Genomic DNA, 17,083 nt, shown 5'->3' with positions numbered 1-17,083 from the left:
CAACCATCATAGACCTGCTAAAGTCTCAAACTGACTGTTGCTGTCATCGGTTTTAATCTGCAATAAATGCTATTTAAGACGAAGATGAGGTGATTATCGTTAAATCCCTATTTTTTGGGATATTCATTTTATTTTGCTTCATCCACAGTATAGCCTTCTCTCAGAATCAACAGGATTGAGCTTATTGGCTGCCCTCTTGCCTGCACCGGTTTTAGTCATCGCTTCATCTACTGACCTGGACCTGTCCAAAACTCAGACTGTGCTGCAACAACTGGGCTATCAACCAGATATGCTGCTGTATGCAGACAATTTCCAATCTGCACAAGAGATGATTGCCGAACATCTGCCTAACTTGATTCTTTATCACCTGACAGAAGCCTCACAGATTCATTTCATCGGCCAGATGAAACGGCATACCCCAAGTACACCTGTAGTTGCCGTACTCAAGAGTGAATCCACAGCACTCATTTATTCAGCAATCTTATCTGGTGCAAATAGCTATATCCAACCTCAGGCTTCATTCATCCAGTTTGCTGAAAGCCTGAAAATTGTCTTGCGCGGCGGTGCCTATATCCATGCTGAACTGGCAGAACATATCCTGTACCAGCTCACTGGGAAACCCTGTCTCAAGGTAACCGAATTGCAGCTCTTACGCTTACTCAGCCAGCAAAAACCCCCAGTAGACATACAGCACCAGCTCCAGCTGACTGATTATCAAATGTATGCCCAGGTCAAACAGATCTATCGCAAAATGCTGATATCCTCTGATTAAAACCCTTGAATGCTATTTTCTGGATAGAAAAGAGGCTGAATTTTCAGCCTCTTGAGAGCATTTATTTAAACAAGTCCAATAAAATGCGTTGAGCATTATGTGGCTTTTCACCTTCTTGCAGCTGTGCCCGCAGCCAGGTTCCATCCCCTTGTAATAACCAGGATTGCTGATTATCTTTCAGATAGTTAAGTAGCCCCTGTTGATAGATGCGTTTTTTCAACGCTTCATCTTCTACTGGGAAGCAGGCTTCGACCCGGTTAAACAGGTTACGATCCATCCAGTCTGCGCTTGAACAGTAAACCCGTGCATTACCGTTATTGCTGAAATAATACACGCGGGTATGTTCCAAGAAACGCCCGACAATCGAACGTACCCGAATATTTTCAGACAAACCTGGCAATCCCGGACGCAAACTACAAATCGAGCGGATAATCAGGTCAATTTGTACCCCCGCCTGAGAAGCTTCATAGAGTTTATTGATCAACTGCATCTCGGTCAGCGCATTAACTTTGACAATAATCTGCGCCGGCTTGCCTGCCTTGGCATTCACGATTTCATTATCAATATAATTAATGAGTTGGGTATGTAAGGTAAATGGCGCATGTAACAGCTTTTTCAGCTTGGCCATTTTTCCCATACCGGTCAGCTCCTGAAAGATACGGTGCACATCTTCACACAGGTCTTTATCCGTGGTGAGCAAACCATAATCGGTATAGATTCGCGCATTGCCGGCATGATAGTTGCCGGTTCCCAGATGCACATAGCGCACCAGTTTATTATTTTCCCGGCGTACCACCAGAATCATTTTGGCATGGGTTTTATAGCCAACGATGCCATAGACCACTACCGCACCGGCTTCTTGCAGGACATTGGCCACTTCGATATTGGATTCTTCATCGAAACGTGCACGCAATTCAATCACGGCCGTGACTTCCTTGCCATTGCGGGCAGCTTCCGCCAGCACCTGCACGATTTCAGAATCCGGGCCACTGCGGTACAGGGTCTGTTTGATCGCCAGCACTTGTGGATCACGTGCAGCTTCACGCAACAATGAAATGACCGGTGCAAAAGACTCAAACGGATGATGCAGCAAGATGTCCTGTTTTTGCATGGCACTAAAAATATTTTCAGATTTTTTCAGTACTTTGGGAATGATCGGGGTATGTGAATCATAGCGTAAATGCGGGCGCTTGAAATTAGACAATAAGCGCGCCAGATTAACTGGGCCTGCGACTTTATAAAGCTGCTCTTCTTCCAGATCAAATTCATTCAGCAGATATTCATAAATATGCTGCGGACAGTTTTCTGTCACTTCCAGACGTACAGCACGGCCAAAACGGCGTGAACTGAGTTCGCCTTTAAGCGCCTTAGCCAAATCTTCAACATCTTCATTCAGGGCCAGATCGGCATTACGCGTGACACGGAACTGATAGCAACCGGTCGCTGTCATGCCCGGGAACAGATCCGAAACATGTTCATGAATAATCGCGGACAGCATCACATGATGCTCTTTGCCATCGGTTAATTCATCTGGCAGACGTACCACGCGTGGTAACGAACGCGGCGCTGGCACCACAGCCAGATCAATCTGACGGCCAAAGGCATCTTTACCTTCGAGAGTCACAATAAAGTTCAGTGATTTATTCACCAGACGTGGAAACGGATGTGCAGGGTCTAGGCTAATTGGCGTCAGGACGGGCGCAACCTGTTCCTGAAAATATTTTTTCACCCAGGCCGATTGTGCCGGAGTCAGTTCACCACGGCGCAAGAAACAGATATCTTCCTCACGCAGTTTTGGCAAAATTTCTTCATTTAAAATACGGTACTGGCGTTCAATCGCAGCATGTGCAGTTTTGGAAATCTGTTCCAGCACCTGCTTTGGGGTCAGGCCATCCGGACTGCGACTTTCATTGTCCAAATCTAACTGTTCCATCATTCCTGCGACCCGAATCTCAAAAAATTCGTCCAGATTACGCGAGAAAATTAACAGGAAATTCATGCGTTCAAGCAAGGGATGTAAAGGATCGACAGCCTGTTCCAGGACGCGTAAATGGAAGTCTAAAATAGACAGTTCACGATTTATATAACGATCATTATATGTATATTCGGGCTGTGCTGAAGTAGTGCTGGCTGCCGTATTCATATCAAACCTATGCGGATTTAAAATTGTGCTTATCAGTTCAAGTATGCTTCAAATTGATGACAATTTCATAAAAAAAAGCCCAAAAACTGGGCTTTTTCTTTAAATAATTATTTAAGGCAATTCTGCATAACGCATATAACGCTGAATCATGCGCTTGCGTGCATTTAAGGCAGAGGAGTTGCGATGATCCTGAAAATATTTTGGATTGGTCAGAATGGCCGCCAGAAAGATCGCTTGATCCTGAGTCAGGCTTTGCGCAGTTTTGCCAAAATAATGTTTGGCTGCGGCTTCTACGCCATAGATATTGTCACCAAATTCAATCGAGTTTAAATAGACTTCCAGAATCCGCTGTTTCGACCACATGCGTTCCATCATCCAGGTGGCCACCGCTTCCTGGCCTTTACGTACAAATGAACGCTTATTAACCAGAAATAGGTTTTTCGCCAATTGCTGGGAAATGGTAGACCCCCCAGCCACCACCCGGCCCTGATCCCGGTTTTTATTCAGCGCAGTTTGAATGCCGTCCCAGTCAAAACCATGGTGATGAATGAATTTTCCATCTTCTGCAGTGACAATGGCACGTTTCAGATTCAGGCTGATCTCATCATAGGGACGCCATTGATGTTGAATGGCTTTGGAAGGTTCCGTCCAGTAATCAATCCGCATCATCATGGTGGTATTGACCGGATTGGTTCGCCACCAGGCCAGACTGGCAAAGATCCACAATTGAATCAGTAAAATCACACTGACGATGACTAATATCGTGCGGATCAGAAAGGCTTTCATGTCAGTGCGTTACTCCTGAAAATTTGATTTTTCGTGTTAAGCTTATTCGAAATATACAATCACAGCAAAAAAAATAGCATGTCTAAATACGCTCCCCCTGTCGTACACCGCAAACTTGAAATGCAGCTCTGGTGGATCACGGCCATTTTAATCGCGATTAATGTCGGATTATTTGGCTGGCAGGCCATCAATGGTATGGATATCAGCCAGCCGAGTACCCGAGATGCGATTCTCTGGGGTGCCGATTATGCACCTTTAACCTATTTAGCGGAACCCATGCGTTTGTTTAGCAGCATGTTTTTCCATTTTGGCCTGATTCACCTGATGTTGAATATGTGGGCCTTGTATATTTTTGGTAGTGTTGCCGAACAACTGTTTGGCCGGATGTATTTTATTGGCTTATACCTGTGTGCCGGCTTAATGGGCAGTTTGCTCAGTGGCTATATGAACATTCAGGACAGTTATGATCTGATTGCAGGGGGTGTGGCCAACCCAAGTTTATTGCCGGCGGTCAGTGCCGGTGCATCCGGTGCGGTGATGGGACTCGGCGCTTCACTGACGGTATTGGCCCTGTTGCCGATGCTGCCCCAGCAACGTTTTATTCTAGATAAAAAGACCTTGGTGATGGTGATGGGTCTGAACCTGGCCATGGGCTTTATGATCAGCGGAATCAACAATGCAGCACATATTGGCGGCATGTTGATGGGCGCTTTTTTAACCTTGCTGTGGTATGCCGGACAAAAAATGCAGCATAGCCGCATGATCAATCTGATCGCTTTAGTGATTGGTTTTGGCCTCTGTGTGCTGCTTTATCAACATAACTTGGCCTTGATCGAAGCAATTCGCCCACTGTGGCAAGATATTCTCGACCTGATGCGACAACAATTGCAGCTTTAAATCATTACCGCTTTAAATGCCAGCGAATTTAAAAAGCCATGGAGATGAATCTTACTGATTCATCTCGCGCAAGCTTTGTAAGGGCGGAATGTCCGACAGATAGCTCAGACGATAACGGCCAATCAGCGCACATAACACAGTCATGAAAATCGGCAGGATAATCCAGATTTCCCAGTGTGGCTGAATCATTAAATCCATACGATAACTGGCGATTGCGCTAATCACTTCGGCAAACAGACAGGAAACCACTCCGGCAAACAGTCCGATAAAACCAATTTCCAGACTCATCATGGTTTTCAGTTTTTGTTTGGAGCTGCCAAATGACCGTAGCAAGGCCACTTCACGTTTGCGTTCATCCATGAGCAGGTTCAGACAAGCCATCAGTACCAGAAAACCGGAGATACTAACCAACACGGCCAGAATCGTCACGATCTGCACCAGTACATTCACAATACGCTTGATCTCTTCCAGAATCAGGCTGACATCAATAAACACCGTATTGGAAAATTGCTGGATCACAGACACCAGTTTGTCCTTATCTTGTTCCGGCACATAGAAACTGCCCAGATAACTTCCGGCATTGGCATCCATGCTATTCGGGGCAAAAATAAAGAAGAAATTCGGACTAAAACTTTCCCACTCGACCGTTCTTAAATTGATAACCTTCGCTTCCAGCACACCTTCGGGCAAACTGAAACTGAGCTTGTCGCCAATCTTGATGCCTAATTCTTCAGCAGTATTGGCTTCGACCGATACCGTGCCGACCTGTTGCAAAGCTGCGTCACCACGAATAATCACATTATCCTGTGGATAGCTGTCGGACTGGGTCAGGTTCAGCTCACGTTTTAAAGTATTATTGCTTTTGACTAATTCTGGAGCAAAAGGCTGATCATTTTTGGCCACCAGACGCCCACGAACGTTCGGATAAAGCGGTGTACTTTTCCAGCCATTTTGCTCAATTTGAGCTTTTAGATCTGGCATGTCAAACGGCGGCAAACCATACACAAACTGATTTGGTGTACCTTGCGGCAACTGTTGCTGCCAACGCTCTAATAGATCTGTGCGCAATACGGCTAATACTGTAATCAGACTGAGACCCAAGGCCAAAGCGGTAATCTGTAAGGCTGTTTGAGATGGTGTTCGTACATAGGCTGACAGATTCAATTTCTGATTGCGCAGCAGTTTTAAGATCAACCATACCGTCAGATACAACATTGCACATAACACAATAATCGCGCCAATCACCCAGGCAGTCAGGAGCAGATTTTCGGTTAAAATCACGCTAAAAATAATCAGGCTCAGCGTTCCGGTCAACAGCATCCATAGCATGGATTGCACTGATTTTTCCTGCTGGCGAATTACCCGAATTGGTGGCGTGTTCAACAGTTGCAATAGGCTCGGCATGACAAAGCCCAACAGCACCACCGCACTGGTCAGCATCGCGACTGGTAATGGCCCGAGCAGCATCGCCATAGCAGAGAATTCAATTTCTAAGTTGGGAATCAGTTGCAGCATTAACTGTAATAACCCATAACCCAGACCAATGCCGACCACCGTACCAATCGACATGGCAATCAGCAGTACTGTACCGAGCAAGGCCAGATAAGCCGATAAAATCTGCTGTTTGGTCGCACCGATACAACGCATCAAGGCAATATGATCTTGATTCTGCTGGACATAACGCTGCGCAGTGAGAGCAATCGCGATACCACATAATAGAATGGTCAGAATATTGGCCAGTTGCAGGAAGGTATCCAGGTTGGCAATCGGCTTCATTAAGCGGGTATTGCCCTCACTGGCATTGCGTAACCGGAGACTGCTTTGCTCTTCAAATTCCTGTCCCTGCACTTCTGCTGGCGTTTCAGCCGAGCCGTTTTCGGATTTGAGCTGCTGCTTAAATAAAGCTTCATATTCTTGCGTACTGTCTGGAGAACCCGCCATGAGCAAGCGATATTCAATCCGGCTACCCACCTGAATCGCATTGGTTCGCGCCACATCCGCCTGGGAGATAATCACCGTTGGCGAAAAGCCAGAAAATCCGAGCTCCTGATTAGAATCCTGTTCAATCTTGGCTGTGACTTTAAACGCCGCATCGGCAATATTCAGCTGATCGCCCAGTTTGACTTTGAGCAGGTCCATAGCCCGTGGACTGAGCCAGATTTCACCCGATTGAATCTTCGTTTTTGCAGGTTGCAGCTGCAGCTCGCCACGCAAGGGAAAAGCCTGATCAATGGCTTTGACATTGACCATGACAAACTGTTCATCGGTATAGGCCATGGTGCTAAAGAAAGTGACTTCTGACTGCTGTAAATCCAGCTGTTTGGCCTGATCACGCCATTCTTTTGGTAGAGGCTCATTGTCCGAAAGTACCAGATCACCGGCCAGCATTTCTGCGGCCTGCAAGGCCACTGCATTTTGAATCTGTTCATTGCTAAACTTGAGTGCTGTTGTTGCACTGATCGCCAGCGTTAAGGCAATAATTAACAGATAAATTCCGGTACTTTTAAAACTTTGTGTGAGTAGAGGACGAAATAAAGGGGTCATCTCATCCTCCACTCGGATGTTCAATCAGCTGGCCATTCAGCAGTTCAAAATGTCGCTGGCATTGCTGTGCCAGTTTGCGGTCATGCGTCACCAGCACCAAGGTCGTACCCAGTTCCCGATTCAACTGAAACAAAAGCTGTTCAATTTCCTTGGCAGTTTCACCGTCGAGATTGCCTGTGGGTTCATCGGCAAAAATAATTTTCGGTTCACTGACCAATGCCCGGGCAATCGCGACACGCTGCTGCTCCCCGCCAGACAGGACTTTCGGGGTTTGTTGTGCCTGCCGATCCAGACCAACTTTATGCAGTAGCGCCAAGGCTTTTTGTTCAGCTTCTGCATATTTGAAACTGGGCTGTAAACGCAGTGGCAACATGACATTTTCAAGGGCAGTCAGATGTGGCAAGAGCTGAAAAGACTGAAACACAAACCCGATATTTTTCAGGCGCACCAACGCACGTTGTTCTTCATTCAAGGTAGAAACCGACTCGCCACTGACGATGAGCTGGCCTGAACTGGCCTGATCCAGCGTTGCCAGAATGCCTAGCAATGTGGATTTCCCCGAGCCGGAACGACCGGTAATTGCCACCTGCTCGCCTGTCATAATCTCCAGATCAAGATCCTCAAAAATAGTCAGCTGTTTTTGTGAAAGTTGTATCTTTTGTGTCAATTTCTGGGCAGAAATAATCGCCTGTGGCATGATGTTCGAATCGTTGCTACTTTGAATCATACGTGTCCTATATGAAAGATCTTAATCAGAAAACTCGGGTATTGTCTTACTTGTTTTTGCTCAGTCTGTGCCTGTTACCGCTCGGGGTATCAGCAAAGTCGATTATGATTTTAGGTGATAGTTTAAGTGCTGGTTACGGTATTCAGCCACAACAAGGCTGGGTACATTTATTACAAAAGCGTTTAGAGCAACAGTATCCGAAACAGCATAAAGTGGTCAATGCAAGTGTCAGTGGAGAAACCACCAGTGGAGCGCTAGCCAGACTGCCGAAACTGTTGCAGACGCATCGTCCAGACCTTGTGGTGATTGAGTTGGGTGGTAATGACGGCTTACGCGGACAGCCGCCGCAAATGATTCAAAAAAATTTAGCCAGCCTGATTCAGCAAAGCCAGAAAGCCAAGGCCAAAGTCGTGGTATTTGGTATGAAGATGCCGCCTAATTATGGACAGGCCTATAGCAAGGCCTTTGAAAATAATTATAAGGTAGTGAGCCAGCAATATAAGGTGAAATTGTTACCGTTCTTTATGCAGGGTGTGGCCGGCAATAAAACCCTGATGCAAAAGGATCTGATTCATCCAAATGCCAAGGCACAAACCATCCTGCTAAATAATGCCTATCCATACATTAAAGGCGCTTTATAAAGCGCCTTTAAGTTATTTTAGATTGTATTTAAATAAATTTTGCCTAAAAATCAAAGAACAATACTTCACCTGTTTCCAGTGAATATTCAGCACCGACCACTTTGAGTTGTCCTTGACCAATCAGATTTTCTAATACTGCTGAACCATGACGTAGTTGGTTAACCGATGCAAATACGTTAGAACGCACGGCATGCTTGGACAATTTTGCCAAGTCATTTTTCAGTTCAGTTTGCATTAAGGTTTCAACTGAAGGACGTACTCGATTCACAATCGACATCAGGTTTGCCGACGGCGGGCAATCTGGGCACATTAAGGTATCAATGGTGGCCTGGATCGCGCCACAATGACTGTGACCTAATACAACTACAATCGCGCAGTCATAACGTGCCGCGGCAAATTCAACACTGCCGACCTGGGATGGTGCAACAATATTGCCTGCAACACGAATCACGAAAAGATCGCCGAGACCCTGATCAAAAACCATTTCGGCTGGAACGCGCGAATCTGAACACCCCAAGACAATTGCAAACGGATTCTGGTCCTCTGCCATTTCTGCGCGCTGTTGGTGGCTCAGTTGTTTTGGATGCGAAGTATCGCCGCTTACAAAACGTTGGTTACCTTGTTTAAGACGTTCTAAAGCTTCTTGAGCTGTGAGCATTCTTTTCTATCACCGATGGTTTTAGTTGCAATATCTTACTGCCAGTTTTTTTGAATGTCACTTGCAAAAAATCTTAGCTGCTTAAATTTTTAGCATTTATCTAATTTCATTTCCGCAGGGAATTTATGCGCAATACATCACATTTTCCAGTCATTTAATGCAATCTAGCAAAAAACTAATGAGTGACAAGCGCAAGGATTGATTTAAAATAGGATGAAGAATAATGTTTTTATTTGAATGAAAATTGCAAATTTATAACATGGAAGTATTTTGATTGAGCAATTTGCTCACTGGGTTTGTTTTGGGGAATGGCCAATGAAGAAAATAATAAAATTGCGCTCGAAAATGATCTGCTCGACCTTAGTCGCGTTTACGATGGCATTGCCGAGCTTTGCACATAGTCAATATATGTTTAGCCAGCTGAATGAAAAGCCTGCCAAAATATTACAACAACATCTGCTGCAGGAACGAACACAGGCTGGACTTCAATCCAAGACACTTAAAATCGGTGATGTGACCTGGAGCTACAGTGAAGGTGGTGCCAAGAACAAGCCTTCAATTCTGCTGATTCATGGTCTGGCAGGAACGCGAGATAACTGGAATCGGGTCGCACAGTTTCTGACTCCACATTATCATGTGATTATTCCTGACTTGCCGAGCAACGGCGATACCAAGATTCCAGAGAGTTTCGATGTTTCTGTGCCCAATGTGACTTCTCAGATGCGTTTATTCATTGAAACCTTAAATGTAGACGAGAATTTACATATTGCCGGACATTCCCTGGGGGGATCGATTGCCACGGTCTATGCCTCACAATATCCATTCGATACGCAAAGCCTATTTTTAATCAATAGTGCCGGTCTCTACAAAATGGGCAATACGCCCTATACCAAAGACCCGCAAGCCCTAAAAGACCTGATCGTCAGCAAGCCCGGTGATCTGCAAGATGTCTCCAGACAGCTGATGCAGAACCCGCCGGTGATTCCTTATCAGCTCCAGTATGCACAGGAAAAACTGCTGATTTCACGTTCTGAGCAGACCAGTAAATCGATTGATCAGGTCGTGATGCTGAACCGGATTTATACACCAGAAACCTTTGCCCGCCTGACCCGCACAGTTGAAGCACCGACCTTGATTTTATGGGGCAGACAGGACCGGATCATCAATGTCGAAGTGGTTAAAGAACTGCATGCCCTGTTGAAACGTGCCGAAACGCCCGTGATTCTGAACAATGTCGGGCATATGCCGATTCTGGAAGCAGAAAAACAGGTGGCACAACATTATTTGCCTTTTCTGGCCAAGACCCAGACCCTAAAAAACCCGCTTGCTGATAAACTCATTCCTTTAAATTAAGTTTCAGAGCCGTTATGCAGAAACACCCGATGATTGAGCAGTTGATCGATGCTCAACTTGATTTTCTCGATCAGGCATTTTCTCAATCTGAAACGATTCAAACTGAGTTTCATGCGTTTTATCTGTGTTTACGTAAACAGAACCTGAAAGATCTATGGAGCTGTGATCTGATTCATCAGCTTTTACAAAAACAGATTCTGGATACTGCTGCCAGCAGCTTTCTGATTGAGCAGATTGCTGAGCATATCCGTTTTGCACTGGTACATCCGGCCAACGATACGACCAAAATTGCCGATGTGATTCCAGTCCTGACCGTGGATAAAATCGCACAATATGTTGCCAGTAAAAGTGGCCATCGTCAGCGTCTGATTAAGACCGTCGTGAATAATCCGGCATTTTCGGCCATGATCACGCAACTGATCCAGCATTCCATTCAGGATTATCTGGATAATTCTGTCATCGCTAAAAACGTGCCCGGGGTTTCCCGTTTTATGAAAATGGGCAAGTCGGTACTGGAAAATGTCACCGATACGGATCTGGACAGTACTATTGCGCGTTATCTGCAAAAGAATATTTTAAAACTGAGCCAGATGAGTGAACATGTGCTGAACCAGCACTTTGATGATGAAAAACTCTATCATTTTCAGGCCAATCTCTGGCATAAAATTAAAGATATGCCGGTATCGGTATTGAAAAATTATATTGAGCTTCAGGATTTAAATCAGACAGTCGGTTTAGGACATGAGATCTGGGATCATTTGCGTCAGACGGATTATCTAAAACAGCAAGTTCATGATGGAGTTCATACCTGGTATGTACGCAATCAGGAACATACTTTTGACAGCTTGCTGCGTGATCTGAATATTGATGAAGCCTTAATCCAGCATGAGTTACAGCAATTGTTGAACCCGATCATTCAACAGATGGTTTCACAAGGTCATTTACGTGAACGTACACGCAGATATCTGGAACAGTTTTATTATTCAGAAGATACTTTGAAGATTCTTAAAGTATAAAGCTTAAAAAGCCGCTCGAGAGCGGCTTTTTAAATTGTTTAGAAGTTATAAGTCAGTCCGACAAAGACTTCCTGACGATCCAGATAATAATCATTTGAAGCATTTACTAATTTTTTATCAAATAAATTATTGAGACCACCTCTAACAGTCACTTGATCGTTCACTTCATAATTCGCAGATAAGTTAAATACCGTATGTGGTTTTTGCATCACCACCGTATCTTCAATACTTGCCGTATATTGTTCACCGGTATATTGCGCTGCAAGTTCCAATGAAAGTGGATCAGTGGGAGTCCAGTTGAGTGCACTATAAACGGATAACTCGGGAATCGTTGAAAGATTTCTGCCAGTCACTAAGTTTTTTGATTCAAAATAATAGGTTGCATTGGTCTTCCAGCTTAAATTCTCTAAGAGTGGTAATGCCACACTTGCTTCCAAGCCCCGTACACGCGCTTTTTCAGCATTTTGATATTGTGTCCACCACACCCCATTAATTTCTCCTAAAGCACGATATTCAATTTTATTTTTAAAATCTGTGTGGAAATAAGTTAAACCGAGATCAAAATCATTTTGAGCAAAATTAAATCCAAGTTCATAGTTGGTACTTTCTTCAGGCTGTAGGTCTGCATTACCCGCCATATAACATCCGCCCGATACATAGCCTAAAGGTTTCAAGGATGTACATCCATTCCCCCCTGAACGCGTCGCTGCACCTGCAGTATTCTCTTTGAGTGAAGGAGCTCTAAAGCCCTGAGCAACACCACCTTTAATGGTCAATGCATCATTTGGTTGCACCACCAAATAAGCACGTGGACTATTATGTGTGCCAAATTTATCGTGATGATCAAAACGGTTACCAAGGGTCAAATTGACTTGATCATTAAAAACAATTTTATCTTCAACGAACAATGCCCAGGTATCTCCTTCTAGCTCTGAACCATATTCTTTGCCGTCATAACTTGGAATAGCCAGCCCAATATTACGGGTATTAACCAGTTCTTCTGATTTCCATTGACCTCCCACTGTCGCAACATGCTCCACACCTAATTTAAACGGAATATTGAGATTAGCTTCTACAATGCTTTCCTTGGATTTTTGTGTGGTCGGCCCAGTCTCTGTCACCTGACTTTGATCATAATCATTGTAGTAAGCCGTAATTTTTGAATCACCGAAACCCCATTGAGCATCATGTGATAGAGACACTGAACGATGTTCTAACTCAGATGGGCCCCATGCTAATAAAGCCTGTTCTTTACCATCCACCACCTGAGGCGTAGTCGAGGCATTATTCTCTTGCAAGCCATAACCCAGCTCTAAAGATAAGCTATGAATATCATTCGGCGTATAGTCAAACTTTAAGTTCGCATTCTGATCACGACTACCCGATTGTCCGGTTGCTTTACTTCCTGCCATTCCGGGAAGATTACGGTCAGAGATTTGATAACCTTGATCCGCTTCCTGTTCAGTGATCCCGACTGTCGCACGCATACCTAATGTATCGGTTAAAGGGCCATATCCCACGAGTCCTGATTGAATGGTTCGCCCTAAATCCGAAGATGTCGTTGGCATGGTATGGTTTAAGGTCAATGAGCCACCCCATTCTGAAGGGATTTTTTTGGTAATGATGTTGATCACTCCACCCATCGCATCAGAGCCATATAAAGAAGACATGGGTCCACGTACGACCTCAATGCGTTCAATCATTTCTGGTCTCACCCAGTTTAGATCTTGATGTCCTAGGTTTGCACGATAATTGGTATCTCGAGAAGAGCCCACACGTTTACCATCAATTAAGATCAGCGTGTAATTGTCAGGCATCCCGCGTAATTGTATTTTTGAACCTGCCCCATTTGAACTTAGGCCCCCTGTTACGCCGGGCACGCGTTTCAAGATATCGGCCAGACTTGAAACAGGCTGTTTCTGTATGTCTTCTGCCGTAATGACACTAATTGAAGCTGGCGCAGATTTAACATCAACTGCCTGTCCACTCGCAGTCACCACAATCGTTTGTAATTTGGTCGCATCAGCCTGTACGATTCCCTCTTTTTCTTCAGTAACTTGGTCTTGCGCTTGGACTGAAACAGTCATTGCTGTAAATACTGCGAAAGCTAAAGTTGTTTTTAAGAAGGGCTTATTCATACCTTGCACGTCCTAAGAGTTATGAAGAGATCATGTTTATTCGGTTGCGAAGTGTAACAGGGATTTCCACAAATGCAATTACTATTGATAATTATTATCATTAACATTCATTAAACTTAAAGCCAGATATAAAAAAACCTCGAAAGTTCGAGGTTTTTTAGAATGCGATAAATGAACTTTTTTATAGAACAGCTTATTTCATATACGCACCTTCAGATTGGCTATGATCCGTTTCATCAACGACATGCATCAATTCAGGAATATGCTGCTTTAGCGTGGTTTCCACCCCTTGTTTCAAGGTGATATCAATCGCTGAACAACCCTGGCAACCACCGCCAAATTTAAGCACCGCTGTTAAGCCATGCTCTGGGTCTTCTTTGACTTCAACCAGGGCACAGTTACCGCCATGGCCTGCCAGACCCGGGTTAATTTCAGACTGCAATACATAGGTAATACGCTCTTCTACCGATGCATCTGGCCCCACACGTGGCACTTTAGAGTTCGGTGCACGGAAGGTCAGCTGACCACCAAAACGGTCTTTGTTGTAGTCAATCACGGCATCAAGTAAATACGGAATAGATGGCGAGTCGATAAAAGCAGGGAACTCAGGATATTCCTGCTTATAATCTGTCGGCACAACTTCATCAGGTGCACTATAGGCCATGCAACATTCAGCGCGAGGAGTACCCGGATGTTCTACAAAAACACGCACACCAATACCCGGGGTGTTCTGTTTATCCAGTAAATCCTTTAAATACTCTTGTGCTGTTGGTGTAATCAATAAGTTGGGAATTTCACCAACAACTGGAGTGCTGCTGTTCTCAGTCGACATAACAATAATTTCCTCAAGCTCAGACGGCTATTTTAACTGAAGATCGGGGGGAATTTTTAAAAATCAACTAAAATTGTCGGATTTATTATAAAAGTACAACTTTAGTGCAATTTTAATGGCATGATAATTGGCAAATAGGCACCATTAGAATTACTTTATATGCTTGATTTACCTTTTAATCACACCGTTACCATTATTCTGATCACCTGTATTGTGTCCTTTATTGCCTTCTCTAAAGAGACGGTGATGAATCGCCTGATTTTCTGGCCACCGGCACTGCAACGTGGACAATATGACCGCTTTATTAGCCATGGTTTTATTCACGCCGATGGAACTCACCTGCTATTCAATATGATTACCCTGTTCTTTTTTGGCAGTGTGATCGAGAGCTTTTATCGTCAGTATTTATATGATCTGGGTTTTATTCTGTTCTATCTGGGCGGTCTGATTGCAGCTATTATTCCAAGTTATCTGACCCATAAAAATAATCCGCGCTGGGCCAGCCTTGGTGCATCAGGTGCAGTTTCTGCGGTGCTGTTTGCCTATATTCTGTTTGAGCCGTGGAAGCTGATTTTTGTGTTCTTTATACCGGTTCCTGCAATTATTTTTGCCGTGCTCTATGTGGCTTATAGCATCTGGTCAGGCAAAAAAGGCAATAGCAACATTAATCATAGCGCGCATTTGTGGGGAGCAGCCTACGGCGTGATCATGACCATTATTCTGGAGCCACGCCTGATTCCGCATTTCCTGAATAAACTGATGCAGGTTCCGTTTTAATCAGGGTTATTGAAGGCTAGAGAAATAAGGCTACATATAAGATAAGTCTGATATTTCCGCTAAAAATAAATAAGAGAGCCATGGCTCTCTTATTTATTTGAAACATCTCGTAATATATTAAAAAGTCATGATGTCACTTATTGCCAATCTTGGAGTGAATTTTGCAGCGATAATGTATACATCTGTATATTAATTACTGTCATTTACGAGATATTTTGCATGTCCACTACACCAGACGGTCTTCAATTTCCGCTTCAGTCCAATCAACAAAAACCAAGTAGCTCAAAAACAGGACGCGCGATCATCGCAGCAGCTTTGGCCAATGTGAATCAGCACAGTGCTGCACAGGCACAATCAGAAAAAAACTGGCGCAAACAATATACCGTGCATTTTAAGCAACTGGTCGAGCAAGGGCTAAGCTCGCCTGAAGCCAGCCTGAAAATTGCTGAAGATGGTCTGGCACAGGCGCATCAGACCTTTGAATTTTACCGTGATGGCCAGAAGCATTTACTGAAAGATGCCCTTACCTTGCCCGCCGATCAACTACATAGCTTTAAATTGACGGGAAGCAGTCAGGCTGCACCAGAATGGTATGTGCCCTACCACGGCCAGAAGCTGCAAGGCTATGCCTTATTGGAGCAGATTGAACGTTGGGAAAACCAAGGTATTATGGAAAGCAGCCATGCCAATGCCCTGCGTGAATGTGTGGCGCGCCCAGAATGGTTTGATTTGTCAGATCGAACCATGGTGCTGTTTGGTGCTGCATCTGAAGCTGGCCCTTTGACCTGGCTGGCAAAATGGAAAGCCAATATTGTGGCGATTGACCTGCCCAGCACCCGGGTCTGGGGCAAGATTGTCGATACCATCAGCCAAGGCAATGCCACGCTGTATGCACCCTGTACTGAAGCACTTGCAGAAGATACGCCTGACGATGTTCTAAAAGAAAAACTCGGTGCCAATCTTTTGACTCAGATTCCCGAGATTGCTAAATGGCTATTACAGTTTGAGCCGGATCTGGATCTGGCCGCAATTGCCTATCTGGATGGCGAGAAGCATGTCCGTGTTTCGATGGCGATGGATGCCATCATGAAATATGTCAGCGAACAAAAAGCCAATACCAGCCTGATGTATATGTGTACCCCGACCGATGTCTATGCGGTTCCAAGTGAAGTGATTGAAGCATCAAAAGTGAAATATGCGGAGCGCTCGAAAGCACAGACACTGATTTCCAAAGGTGTATCGACTGTAAGCCGCAAACACTTTTTTCAGAAAAATGCGCATGAGCTGATTCAATCTGGTGACCAGTCTTATGGGATTTGTGACTGTCTGGTGGTAGAACAAGGTCCAAACTATGCACTGGCCAAACGCATTCAACAATGGCGTGCTACTTTAGCTCGCGCTCAGGGTCAACGTGTCAGCATCAATATCGCTCCATCTACAACCACGTATTCAGTCACCAAGAATCCGCTATTAAAAGCCGCGTTCAACGGTGCCAGTCTGTTTGATGTCGAAGCTTTTGCACCTGAAACCACAAATGCACTGATGGCAGCCCTGTGGATTCATGATCTGCGTAATGCTACCTCTGTGGCCAATCCTGAAGTGAAGCTGAATCATCCACTGGAATTGATGATGCAGGGTGCGAATCATGGTGGTTTGTGGCGAGTGGCTTATCTGGCGCGAACTGCATTACCTTTTGCTGCCCTATATGGTTTTGCGACAGAGAAGTTACCCAAGGGATTATTGAGTAAGCTTAAGAAGTAATTGATTTCCTTGACTCTACCCTTCTCCTAGAGTCAATA

General features: G+C 44.7%; 14 protein-coding genes. 7 read left to right on the top strand and 7 right to left on the bottom strand.

Going from position 1 to position 17,083, the window contains the following annotated elements; genetic code table 11:
- The first annotated feature begins 184 nt into the window (after positions 1-184).
- Positions 185-772 (top strand): response regulator transcription factor, encoded by a 588-nt coding sequence (locus tag FTU45_RS04580; protein ID WP_180076024.1) that lies wholly within the window; start codon positions 185-187, stop codon positions 770-772.
- 61 nt (positions 773-833) lie between these two features.
- Here FTU45_RS04580 and ppk1 read toward each other — a convergent pair whose 3' ends face one another.
- Together ppk1 and mtgA are read right to left on the bottom strand one after the other, a co-directional pair.
- Positions 834-2,915: a polyphosphate kinase 1 gene (gene ppk1, locus FTU45_RS04575; RefSeq protein WP_100355284.1), complete on the bottom strand. Its 2,082-nt coding sequence runs from the start codon at positions 2,913-2,915 to the stop codon at positions 834-836.
- Between the two features lie 111 nt (positions 2,916-3,026).
- Positions 3,027-3,701: a monofunctional biosynthetic peptidoglycan transglycosylase gene (mtgA, locus tag FTU45_RS04570; RefSeq protein WP_005096252.1), complete on the bottom strand. Its 675-nt coding sequence runs from the start codon at positions 3,699-3,701 to the stop codon at positions 3,027-3,029.
- 78 nt (positions 3,702-3,779) lie between these two features.
- On the opposite strand from mtgA, the gene FTU45_RS04565 reads away from it, so the two are divergent.
- A complete protein-coding gene (locus FTU45_RS04565) occupies positions 3,780-4,598 on the top strand; it encodes a rhomboid family intramembrane serine protease (protein WP_159138416.1) in 819 nt (272 codons plus the stop codon).
- Positions 4,599-4,649: 51 nt separating this feature from the next.
- Here the strand turns inward: FTU45_RS04565 and FTU45_RS04560 are convergent, their stop codons facing one another.
- Entirely contained in the window at positions 4,650-7,142 is a 2,493-nt protein-coding gene (locus FTU45_RS04560) for an ABC transporter permease (RefSeq protein WP_180076023.1), read from the bottom strand.
- 1 nt (position 7,143) lies between these two features.
- Positions 7,144-7,869 carry an ABC transporter ATP-binding protein gene (locus tag FTU45_RS04555; protein WP_100355287.1) on the bottom strand — a complete coding sequence of 242 codons (726 nt, stop codon included), beginning with the start codon at positions 7,867-7,869 and terminating at the stop codon, positions 7,144-7,146.
- Positions 7,870-7,880: 11 nt separating this feature from the next.
- Between FTU45_RS04555 and FTU45_RS04550 the strand changes: the two genes are divergently transcribed.
- Positions 7,881-8,510, top strand: coding sequence for an arylesterase (locus FTU45_RS04550; RefSeq protein WP_100355288.1), 630 nt, complete (start codon positions 7,881-7,883; stop codon positions 8,508-8,510).
- A gap of 43 nt (positions 8,511-8,553) precedes the next feature.
- Here FTU45_RS04550 and FTU45_RS04545 read toward each other — a convergent pair whose 3' ends face one another.
- Positions 8,554-9,168, bottom strand: a complete 615-nt coding sequence (locus FTU45_RS04545; protein ID WP_180076022.1) for a carbonic anhydrase — start codon at positions 9,166-9,168, stop codon at positions 8,554-8,556.
- A 315-nt stretch (positions 9,169-9,483) separates the two neighbouring features.
- On the opposite strand from FTU45_RS04545, the gene FTU45_RS04540 reads away from it, so the two are divergent.
- Together FTU45_RS04540 and FTU45_RS04535 are read left to right on the top strand one after the other, a co-directional pair.
- Positions 9,484-10,521, top strand: coding sequence for an alpha/beta fold hydrolase (locus tag FTU45_RS04540; protein ID WP_180076021.1), 1,038 nt, complete (start codon positions 9,484-9,486; stop codon positions 10,519-10,521).
- 14 nt (positions 10,522-10,535) lie between these two features.
- Entirely contained in the window at positions 10,536-11,537 is a 1,002-nt protein-coding gene (locus tag FTU45_RS04535) for a hypothetical protein (protein WP_180076020.1), read from the top strand.
- Between the two features lie 38 nt (positions 11,538-11,575).
- On the opposite strand, the gene FTU45_RS04530 is transcribed toward FTU45_RS04535, so the two are convergent.
- Both FTU45_RS04530 and nfuA read right to left on the bottom strand, forming a co-directional pair.
- Positions 11,576-13,675, bottom strand: a complete 2,100-nt coding sequence (locus tag FTU45_RS04530; protein ID WP_074383098.1) for a TonB-dependent receptor domain-containing protein — start codon at positions 13,673-13,675, stop codon at positions 11,576-11,578.
- A 193-nt stretch (positions 13,676-13,868) separates the two neighbouring features.
- Positions 13,869-14,507: a Fe-S biogenesis protein NfuA gene (gene nfuA, locus FTU45_RS04525; RefSeq protein WP_005096238.1), complete on the bottom strand. Its 639-nt coding sequence runs from the start codon at positions 14,505-14,507 to the stop codon at positions 13,869-13,871.
- 159 nt (positions 14,508-14,666) lie between these two features.
- Here nfuA and FTU45_RS04520 point away from each other — a divergent pair, with 159 nt between their 5' ends.
- Together FTU45_RS04520 and FTU45_RS04515 are read left to right on the top strand one after the other, a co-directional pair.
- Positions 14,667-15,284, top strand: coding sequence for a rhomboid family intramembrane serine protease (locus FTU45_RS04520; RefSeq protein ID WP_005096237.1), 618 nt, complete (start codon positions 14,667-14,669; stop codon positions 15,282-15,284).
- Between the two features lie 219 nt (positions 15,285-15,503).
- Positions 15,504-17,045, top strand: a complete 1,542-nt coding sequence (locus FTU45_RS04515; RefSeq protein WP_180076019.1) for a hypothetical protein — start codon at positions 15,504-15,506, stop codon at positions 17,043-17,045.
- Positions 17,046-17,083 lie beyond the last annotated feature (38 nt).

Source organism: Acinetobacter sp. YH12106 (genome assembly GCF_013418995.1).
Classification (GTDB): domain Bacteria; phylum Pseudomonadota; class Gammaproteobacteria; order Pseudomonadales; family Moraxellaceae; genus Acinetobacter; species Acinetobacter pseudolwoffii.
Note: the sequence above shows the minus strand (reverse complement) of the source record. Positions and strands in the feature narration are given on the sequence as shown.

Coding starts and splice junctions, on each gene's coding strand:
- ppk1 (WP_100355284.1), bottom strand. CDS start 2,915: ATGAATACGGCAGCCAGCACTACTTCAGCACAGCCCGAATATACATAT.
- mtgA (WP_005096252.1), bottom strand. CDS start 3,701: ATGAAAGCCTTTCTGATCCGCACGATATTAGTCATCGTCAGTGTGATT.
- FTU45_RS04565 (WP_159138416.1), top strand. CDS start 3,780: ATGTCTAAATACGCTCCCCCTGTCGTACACCGCAAACTTGAAATGCAG.
- FTU45_RS04560 (WP_180076023.1), bottom strand. CDS start 7,142: ATGACCCCTTTATTTCGTCCTCTACTCACACAAAGTTTTAAAAGTACC.
- FTU45_RS04555 (WP_100355287.1), bottom strand. CDS start 7,869: ATGATTCAAAGTAGCAACGATTCGAACATCATGCCACAGGCGATTATT.
- FTU45_RS04550 (WP_100355288.1), top strand. CDS start 7,881: ATGAAAGATCTTAATCAGAAAACTCGGGTATTGTCTTACTTGTTTTTG.
- FTU45_RS04545 (WP_180076022.1), bottom strand. CDS start 9,168: ATGCTCACAGCTCAAGAAGCTTTAGAACGTCTTAAACAAGGTAACCAA.
- FTU45_RS04540 (WP_180076021.1), top strand. CDS start 9,484: ATGAAGAAAATAATAAAATTGCGCTCGAAAATGATCTGCTCGACCTTA.
- FTU45_RS04535 (WP_180076020.1), top strand. CDS start 10,536: ATGCAGAAACACCCGATGATTGAGCAGTTGATCGATGCTCAACTTGAT.
- FTU45_RS04530 (WP_074383098.1), bottom strand. CDS start 13,675: ATGAATAAGCCCTTCTTAAAAACAACTTTAGCTTTCGCAGTATTTACA.
- nfuA (WP_005096238.1), bottom strand. CDS start 14,507: ATGTCGACTGAGAACAGCAGCACTCCAGTTGTTGGTGAAATTCCCAAC.
- FTU45_RS04520 (WP_005096237.1), top strand. CDS start 14,667: ATGCTTGATTTACCTTTTAATCACACCGTTACCATTATTCTGATCACC.
- FTU45_RS04515 (WP_180076019.1), top strand. CDS start 15,504: ATGTCCACTACACCAGACGGTCTTCAATTTCCGCTTCAGTCCAATCAA.